This window comes from Nonomuraea composti, assembly GCF_012034275.1.
GTDB lineage: Bacteria > Actinomycetota > Actinomycetes > Streptosporangiales > Streptosporangiaceae > Nonomuraea > Nonomuraea composti.
Genome location: NZ_JAATEP010000048.1, coordinates 83,462 through 91,820, shown reverse-complemented (window position 1 = coordinate 91,820; position 8,359 = coordinate 83,462). Strand labels below are relative to the sequence as shown.

Genomic DNA, 8,359 nt, shown 5'->3' with positions numbered 1-8,359 from the left:
GCTGCGCCGCTTCACGTGAAACAGAGGTAAGACGGGCCCACCTGACGGCCGGTGCCATCGCGGCGCCGGCCGTCACGAACATGGCGCCCACGACCAGCCAGCCCAGCGTCCCGCCGCCGAGGACGAGCGCGGTCAGCACGACCGGCCCGAGCATCCTGGCCACGGCCACGCCGGTGCCGAAGAACGCCTGGTACTGCCCCTGCCGGTCGTCGGGCGCGAGGGTGAAGCCGATCTCCCAGGACCCGGAGGCCAGCAGCATCTCCCCTGCCACCTGCAAGGCCGCCGCCACCAGCAGGAACCACCACCCGTACGGGCTGAGGGCGAACACCGCGCAGGCGAGGAGGAGCAGGAGCCCGGCCTGCCGTACTGCCGCCGAGGCGTCCCGCAGGCCCTTGACGCGCCTGGCCACCCGTACCTGGAAGAGCACCACGCCGCCGGTGTTGACCAGCAGCAGGACGGAGACGACCCACGTGGGCGCGTCGGTGCGCGAGGCCACCCAGAGCGGCACGACCACGCTCAGCAGCGGCATGTAGAACAGCATCACGGCGTTGATCAGCGTGACGAGCGCGTAGGGCCGGTCGCGCAGCACGGCCAGCCGGGGGCCGGCGGGTGCGGGCGCGGGGCGTACGGCAGGCAGCCTCAGCAGCAGGGCGGCGGCGCTGAGGAAGGTCAGCGCGTCGAGCACGAACACCGCGAGGTAGCCCTCCCGCGTGCCGAGGGCCAGCGCGAGCCCGCCCAGCGCGGCTCCGGCGGCCAGCCCGCCGTTCAGGGTGGCCTGGAGCACCGCCCGGACGCGGGTGCGCTCGGCGGGCGGGATCAGGGCGGCGAGCAGGGCCTGCCGGGCGGCGGACAGGCCGGTCTGCGCGGTGCCGTACAGGCAGGCCACCAGGGCGAAGGCGGCGAACGAGCGGGCGAACAGGAACCCGCTGACGGCCACGGCGGTGGCGAGGGCGAGCAGCACCGCGACGCCGCGCGGGCCGCGCCGGTCGGCCAGGTGGCCGAGCGGGACGCCGGCGACCGAGCCGACGGCCCAGCCCATGGTGAGGCCGAGGCCGATTTCGGTGGCCGACAGGCCGACGATGCCGGCGAAGTAGAACGCGGAGGTGACGAGATAGACGCCGTCTCCGATGGAGCTGACGAGCTGCGCGTGTGCCAGGATCCGCCGAGTTCTCATGCCGTACCTCCGCAATAAGCAGATAAGAGCAAATTTCATGACATGCGGGTGGAGACGCCCATCCGGTTCCAGGCGTTGATCGTCGCCACGGCCACCACCAGCGCGGCCAGCTCCTCCTGGGTGAAGCAGGCGGCGGCCGCCTCCCAGATCTCGTCGGTGACGTCGTGGGTGGACAGCCGGGTGGCGGCCTCGGTGAACGCCAGCGCGGCCCGCTCGCGTTCGTCGAAGCAGGGCGCCTCGCGCCAGACGGCGACGGCGTGCAGGCGGGCGTCGCTCTCCCCTGCGGCCTTGGCGTCGGAGCTGTGCGTGTTCACGCAGTACACGCAGCCGTTGATCTGGCTGGCGCGCAGCCGGATCAGCTCCAGCAGCGGCTTGGGCAGGGTGCTGCGCGCGACGAACGCGTCCAGCCCCGCCATGGCCTGGTACGCCGGTCCGGCCAGCGCTCCGAGCTTCATTCGTTCGGTCATGCACCCATCTTCGTCCCGGACTTGTCCCGAGATAAGCTCCAATTTCCGGCAAGATGATTGGGCCAAGATGGACCTCCACCTCAGCCTCGACGGCCGCCGTGACCTGGCCGCACAGGTCTACCGGCAGCTCCTCGACGCCGTCCTCGACGGCCGCCTCAGGTCAGGCGAGCGCCTTCCGCCGACCAGGGAGCTGGCCCGCAGCCTCGGCATCTCCAGGAACACGGTCGCCCTCGCCTACGACCGCCTGGTCGCCGACGGCTTCCTCGTCGGGCGCGCGGGCGCGGGCACGTTCGTGTCGGGGGAGCAGGTCAGGGGGCGGGCCGCGCCGAAGGGCGTCGTCCGGCCGCGCCCGGTCTGGCGGGAGCTGCGGCCCGCCAAGGGGATGACCCCCGCCCGGTACGACTTCCGCGTCGGCATCCCCGACGCCCGCCTGTTCCCCATGGAGACGTGGCGCCGGCTGGTGGTCCGCGAGCTGCGGGCCGGCGTGGCGGGCTACGGCGACCCGGCCGGGCACGAGCCGCTGCGCGAGGCCATCTCGCGGCACATCGGCCTGAGCCGCTCGGTCCGCGCGGGCGCGGGCGACGTGCTGATCACGAACGGCGCCCAGCAGGCCCTCGACCTCATCGGCCGGGTGCTGATCGAGCCGGGCACCGTCGTGGCCGTCGAGGAGCCCGGCTATCCCCCGGCCCGCCTGCTGTTCCGCTCGCTCGGCGCCCGGGTCGCGGGCGTGCCGGTCGACGCCGAGGGCATCGACGTCCGGGCCATCCCCAACGCGGCCCGTGTCGTGTACGTGACGCCGTCGCACCAGTTCCCGCTGGGCACGCCCATGTCGCTGGCCCGCCGCGCCGCCCTGCTGGCCTGGGCCGAGCGGCGCAGCGCCGTGGTCATCGAGGACGACTACGACAGCGAGTTCCGCTTCGGCGAGCGCCCCCTGGAGCCGCTGCAGAGCCTCGACCGGGCCGGCCGGGTCATCTACGTCGGCTCGTTCTCCAAGACGCTGCTGCCCATGCTCAGGATGGGCTTCCTGGTCGCGCCCGCCTCGCTGGCGCCGGCGCTGACCGCCGCCCGGCACCTGTCCGACTGGCACGGCGAGGTGCCGACGCAGGCGGCGCTGGCCCGCTTCATCGACGAGGGCCTGCTGGCCAGGCACATCAGGAAGGCCACCCGCGAGTACGCCGCCCGGCACGCGCTGATCGCCGAGGCCCTGGCCGCCGACGAGCGGGTGCGGCTGGTGCCGTCCACGGCGGGCCTGCACCTGTGCGCGCTCGGCGCGTCCGTACGCCCTGCGCCGGGGCTCGCGGTGGAGCCGCTGGAGGCGTACTGCGGGCAGAGCCCGCCGCTGCGCGGCCTGGTGCTGGGGTACGGCGCGATCGGCAGGGACGCGATCCCGGAGGGCCTGCGCCTGCTCCGGTCACGGATGTCGGCGGGTCCAGAACCGGCGGCCGCGCTCCCCTGACAGCTCCGGCTCGTCGGGCGGCGTCGGCTGCTGCACGATCACCACGGTCGTGCGGGCGTGCCGCGCGCAGTACATGCTGGTCGAGGGCAGGAAGATGCGGCTGAGCAGCCCGCGCCGCCCGCGCCCGAGCACGAGCAGGTCACCCTCCCTCGCCAGATCCACGAGGTGATAGCCGGGGTCGCCGACCCGGCCCACCACGAACGTCCGCAGGTCGTCGGGCACCCCGCCCGCGACGTCCTCGAACACGCTCGTGATCACCTCGGTGCAGCGCGCCTCCTCGCCCGCCCGGACCGCGTGCTGGACGGGCAGCGCCTCGGGGAAGGGGTGGACGGGCGCGCGGCTGACGTGCACGGCCACGAGAGCCATCCGGTGCAGCCTGGCCGCGCCGATGGCCCAGGCCAGCGCCCAGCGCGCGGCCGGAGACTCGTCCACCCCGACGATCAGCCGCGCACCGCCGGGCAGTTCCTGTTCCACGGTGCCTCCTGTCGAAGTACGACCATAGTGCGCCACCGCGCTGGTTACCGGGAGGTGGCACTTTGCGAACTCTGGAGTCTCCTGGTGAACGGCGGCCTCTGGAGGCGTTCAGACCAGCTTGAGCAGCCCGTCGTACAAGGTGTCCCGCTCCTCGTCGCTCAGGCTCCGGTACGGCTCGGCGGCCCGCCGGTTCGTCTCCGCCTCGATCCCGGCGCGCAGTGGCCCGTCCGGCAGGCCGACGATCTCGGCCGCGGACAGGCCCGCCGCCCGCCAGGCCGCCGCGTGCGCGTCGGCGCGGTGGTAGCGGACGACGGCGAGCCGGTTGAACAGCAGCAGCCCCGGCTCCGCGCCCTCCGGCTCGTACGGCGGCGCCACCAGCTCCAGCGCCCCGCCCGGCAGCCGCTCGGCCGACTCCAGTACCCTCGCCGCCAGCTCGGCCAGGCCCCGCAGGTCGTGGGCCGCCCAGATGCGGCCGGCGGTGGCGGCGTGCACGTCGTAGAGCCGGTGCACGAACTCCAGGCCCTTGCCCGTCAGCCGCAGCGTCCCGTCGCCGTCCTCGGACAGGGTGTGCTGGCGCAGGTGCTCCCGGAGGTCGTGCTCGCGGGACGCGGCGGTGCCGTACCGGTCGATGACGGCCAGGCCCGCGCGGGTCAGCGGGCGGAGTGGGAGCGTGAAGCGCAGGTCGGACAGCAGGCCCGGGGTCACACCGGAGGTGCGGGCGAGGTCGGCGACGGCTCTGGCGGCCGAGGCGTGCACGTTGACGTTGGCTGCGCCGATGACCGGGGCGATGGCCGCCGCAAATTCCGACAGGTCCTGAAATTTCGGCATCGGGATGATTATGGGGTGGTCCGTAGCGGATCCGCAGGGAATCGTCATGGGCCGGCTCCAGGGTGGGGTCAACCGTCCGGCGGGCGGCGGTGTTCTCCCTCCCGCCGTGTCCCCTCATTCCCTGGAGTCCCATGTCCGCCCGCTGGGCCGCTCTGCCCGTGTTACTGGTCGCGGTGTTCGTCACCACGCTCGACTTCTACGTCGCCAACCTCGCCGTCCCCTCCATCCGCGCCGACCTGAACGCGGGCGACGCCGCCGTGCAGCTCGTGATCGCCGGGTACGGGCTGGCGTACGCGGCGGGGCTCATCGTCGCCGGGCGGCTCGGCGACCTGCTCGGGCACCGGCGGGTGTTCGCGGCCGGGCTGGCCTTGTTCACGCTGGCCTCGGCCGGGTGCGGGCTGGCCGCCGGCCCGGCGATGCTGATCACGGCCAGGATCGGGCAGGGGATCGCCGCCGCGCTGCTCGCGCCGCAGGTCCTCGCCCTCATCGGACGGCTCTACCAGGGCGACCGCGAGCGCGCCAGAGCCTTCGGCTGGTACGGCAGCGCCGTCGGCCTGGCCGGGCTCAGCGGGCAGGTGATCGGCGGGCTCGTGGTGGCCGCGAACCCGATGGGGCTCGGCTGGCGGGCCTGCTTCCTCGTCAACCTGCCGATCTGCCTGACCGCCCTCGCCCTGACCCGCCGCCTGCTCCCCCACGCCGCCGGGACGCGCCGGGACCTCGACCTCGCCGGGGCGGCCCTCGTCGCGGCCGGGCTGGTCGCCGTCGTGCTGCCGCTGGCCGAGGGGCGCGAGCGGGGATGGCCGGGCTGGACGTGGGCGTGCCTGGCCGCCGCGCCGCTCCTGCTGGGCGCGTTCGTGCGGCGCCAGCGGCGGCTGGCCGTCGAAGGGCGGGCGCCGCTGCTCGACCTGGCCGTGTTCAGGGAGAGGGGGTTCGCCTGGGGGCTCGTGGCGGTGGGCCTGCTGTTCGGGACGTCGGCGGGGCTGTCGTTCGTGCTCGCCCTCTACCTCCAGGACGGGCTCGGCCTCACGCCGCTGGCCGCCGCGGCCGTCTGCACCGCGCTGAACGCCGGCTTCTTCGCCGCCTCGCTGCGCCCCGGCCGCTTCGGGGCGCCCGTGCTGGTCGTGGGGCTCGTGCTGGTGCACCAGGCACTGGGCTCGGGGCCGCTCCTGGTGGGGCTGGCGCTGCTGGTGACGGGGGCCGGGATGGGGCTGCTCATGTCGCCGCTGCTCTCCTCCGTCCTCGCTTCGGTACGTCCTGAGCGCTCGGCCGCCGCGGCCGGGGTGCTCGGCACCGTGCAGGAGGCCGGGGGAGTGCTCGGCGGGACGGTCACCGGAGCGGTCTTCTTCGCCACACTGGACGGCGGGTGGGAGGCGGCGGCGCGGGCCGGGGTCACGGTGCTGATCGTGGCGTCGCTGGGCGTGCTGGGCCACGCGGCGGCCCGCCGGTCCGGGACGGCACGCGCCGCCGAACGTGAGACTCGCGGCAGTTTCACGTGAAGCATCGGTCAAGGCGCGTCCTTCACGGACGGGTGTGCCGACCGGTGGGGTGGCGTGGAATGCTTGGCGCATGGCGCTGCCGTTCCGTCTCGCCCGCACCGCGGTCTTCGCCGTCGTGTGCCTCGGGCTGGGCGTGGCGGCGCACGTGCTCGGCGGCGCGTCCGTGCCGGCGCCGGCCATGGTGGCGGCGCTGGGGCTGGCGTTCGCGGCGGCGTACCCGCTGTCGGGCCGCGAGCGGTCGTTCGCGGTGATCCTGCCGCTGCTCGCCGGCTTACAGGTGGCCCTGCACCTGCTGTTCTCCCTCTCCCATGCCGCCTCGCCGCAGACGCCGGCCGGTCATCTCCACTCCGGGCTGGTGCCGGGCCTCGGCATGCTCGTCGCGCACGGCCTGGCGGTCGGGATGACCGCGTTGTGGCTGGCACGCGGCGAGGCCGCGCTGTGGTCGCTGCTGCGCCGGCTGGCCGTGCGGCTGCTGGTCATCTGGCTGCCGCTGCTCCGCACTCCTTTCTCCACGCCCCTGTGCCCGTCCGAGCCGCCCGTGCTGCGCTCGACGGTGCTGCGGCACGTCGTCAGCAGGAGGGGCCCGCCGCGGGCCGCCGCCGCCTGACCCGCGCGGTCGGGCGAAGACGTCCTCCCTCTTCAGACGACCCCCGCCGCCCGGCAGGGGCTGCTTCGGCATGCCGGGCGGAGAAAGGCATCTTCACCATGTACGTTCGTCATGCCCTCGTCCTCGCCTGCGCCGTCGTGGCGCTGACCGCCTGCGCCGGCACCTACTCCCCCGAGCCCTCGCCCGCGGCCACGACCACCGCGAGCGCCGCCGCAGCGCCCTCGTCGGCCGCCGCCGGCCTGACCATCACCGATCCCTGGGTGAAGACCACCAAGAAGGGGATGACCGCCGCGTTCGGGACGCTCGTCAACAACACCGGCGCGCCGATCACGATCACGGCGGGCAGCTCGCCGCTGTCGCCCACCATCGAGCTGCACGAGGTGGTCGAGGACGGCGGAAAGATGATCATGCGGCCCAAGGAGGGCGGCTTCGTCGTGCCCGCGCACGGCACCCACCAGCTCCAGCCCGGCGGCGACCACATCATGCTGATGGGCGTCACCGAGGAGGTGCGGCCGGGCGCGCGGATCCCGTTCACGCTCCAGGTCAAGGACGGGGAGCCGCTGGAGTTCACCGCCGTCGGCAAGGACTTCGCCGGTGGCGAGGAGGACTACCAGCCGGGGCACAAGTGATCACCCGCAGAGGGCTCCTCACCGGAGGCGCGGTCACGGCCGTCACCAGCGTCACCGGCGCCACGGCGGCCGGCGCCACGGCGGCCGGCACCCTCGCGCGCCGCGACACGGAGCAGCGGGTCACCGAGCGCCGCGACGCCCAGCGGCGGGAGAGCCTGCCGGTCGAGCCCTTTCACGGGGCGCACCAGGCGGGTGTGGCCACGGCGCCGCAGGCCCATGCCGTGTTCCTCGGCTTCGACCTGCTGAAGGGCACCCGCAAGGAGGCGGTCGTCCGGCTGCTCCAGCTCCTCACCGACGACGCCGCCCGCCTCACCCAGGGGCGGCCGGCGCTCGCCGACACCGAGCCCGAGCTGGCCGCGAACCCGGCCCGGCTCACGATCACGTTCGGCTTCGGGCCGGGCCTGTTCGCGGCGGCCGGGGTGAGGTCGCCCGTGGAGCAACTGCCCGCGTTCTCGACGGACCGGTTGCAGGAGCGGTGGAGCGGCGGCGACCTGCTCGTCCAGGTGTGCGCGGACGACACCGTGACGGTGGCGCACGCCGTCCGGATGATCGTGAAGGACACGCGGTCCTTCGCCAGGGTGCGCTGGACGCAGCGCGGCTTCCGCAGCCCGAACCGCCGCAACCTCATGGGCCAGATCGAGGGCACGGTGAACGCCACCGACCTCGACCGGGCCGTGTGGATCAGCGACGGGCCACTGCGCGGCGGCACCACCCTGGTCCTGCGCAGGATCCGGATGAAGCTGGAGACGTGGGACGCCGCCGACCGGGTGGCCAGGGAGTTCACGATCGGGCGGCGGCTCAGTGACGGGGCGCCGCTCACGGGCACGGCCGAGACCGACGCGGCCGACTACGCCCGCAAGAACCGGCTCGGCTTCCCGGTGATCTCCGAGTTCGCCCACATCAGGCGGGCGCACGTGGCGGATCCGGCGTTGCGGCTGCTGCGGCGGCCGTACAACTACGACGAGGGACTGTCGCCCGAGGGCGAGTCGGACTCGGGGCTGCTGTTCGTCTCCTTCCAGGCGGACGTGGCCGGGCAGTTCGTGCCCGTGCAACGCATGCTGGCCGAAGGTGACCTGCTCAACGAGTGGGTCACGGCCATCGGCTCGGCCGTCTTCGCCGTGCCACCGGGATGCGCGCCCGGTGGGTGGATCGGGGAGGGGCTGCTGGGCTGACTTTCGCTCCCGCGCCGGGCACGGCCGTACCGGCTGCTCGGCGCGGGGCTCAGCCG

Annotated in this window: 9 protein-coding genes; 5 read left to right on the top strand and 4 right to left on the bottom strand. The window is 74.2% G+C overall.

Annotated features, from left to right (window positions below; translation table 11 throughout):
- Positions 1–1,174, bottom strand: a 1,174-nt coding sequence (locus tag HCN51_RS44350) for an MFS transporter (protein WP_168017984.1), incomplete at its 3' end; no start/stop codon positions are given.
- 35 nt (positions 1,175–1,209) lie between these two features.
- The gene (locus HCN51_RS44345; protein WP_080044097.1) at positions 1,210–1,641 is read right to left on the bottom strand and encodes a carboxymuconolactone decarboxylase family protein; all 432 of its coding nucleotides are present in this window, start codon (positions 1,639–1,641) and stop codon (positions 1,210–1,212) included.
- A 67-nt stretch (positions 1,642–1,708) separates the two neighbouring features.
- Between HCN51_RS44345 and pdxR the strand changes: the two genes are divergently transcribed.
- Positions 1,709–3,097 (top strand): MocR-like pyridoxine biosynthesis transcription factor PdxR, encoded by a 1,389-nt coding sequence (gene pdxR / locus HCN51_RS44340; protein WP_168017983.1) that lies wholly within the window; start codon positions 1,709–1,711, stop codon positions 3,095–3,097.
- Here the strand turns inward: pdxR and HCN51_RS44335 are convergent.
- Both HCN51_RS44335 and HCN51_RS44330 read right to left on the bottom strand, forming a co-directional pair.
- The gene (locus HCN51_RS44335) at positions 3,053–3,571 is read right to left on the bottom strand and encodes a universal stress protein (protein ID WP_155128831.1); all 519 of its coding nucleotides are present in this window, start codon (positions 3,569–3,571) and stop codon (positions 3,053–3,055) included. The genes pdxR and HCN51_RS44335 overlap by 45 nt on opposite strands.
- Before the next feature lie 108 nt (positions 3,572–3,679).
- Positions 3,680–4,399, bottom strand: a complete 720-nt coding sequence (locus HCN51_RS44330; RefSeq protein ID WP_168017982.1) for a hypothetical protein — start codon at positions 4,397–4,399, stop codon at positions 3,680–3,682.
- Between the two features lie 131 nt (positions 4,400–4,530).
- Between HCN51_RS44330 and HCN51_RS44325 the strand changes: the two genes are divergently transcribed.
- The 4 genes from HCN51_RS44325 (at position 4,531) to HCN51_RS58495 (ending at position 8,303) form a co-directional block, all read left to right on the top strand.
- On the top strand, positions 4,531–5,895 hold the full coding sequence (locus HCN51_RS44325) for an MFS transporter (protein WP_168017981.1): 1,365 nt from the start codon (positions 4,531–4,533) through the stop codon (positions 5,893–5,895).
- Between the two features lie 70 nt (positions 5,896–5,965).
- Complete coding sequence (locus HCN51_RS44320; RefSeq protein ID WP_168017980.1) at positions 5,966–6,502, top strand: MFS transporter; 537 nt, start codon at positions 5,966–5,968, stop codon at positions 6,500–6,502.
- A gap of 98 nt (positions 6,503–6,600) precedes the next feature.
- Positions 6,601–7,131 carry a copper chaperone PCu(A)C gene (locus HCN51_RS58500; RefSeq protein WP_206068600.1) on the top strand — a complete coding sequence of 177 codons (531 nt, stop codon included), beginning with the start codon at positions 6,601–6,603 and terminating at the stop codon, positions 7,129–7,131.
- Complete coding sequence (locus tag HCN51_RS58495; RefSeq protein WP_346434013.1) at positions 7,128–8,303, top strand: Dyp-type peroxidase; 1,176 nt, start codon at positions 7,128–7,130, stop codon at positions 8,301–8,303. The genes HCN51_RS58500 and HCN51_RS58495 overlap by 4 nt, the downstream gene beginning before the upstream one ends.
- The last annotated feature ends 56 nt before the right edge of the window (positions 8,304–8,359 follow it).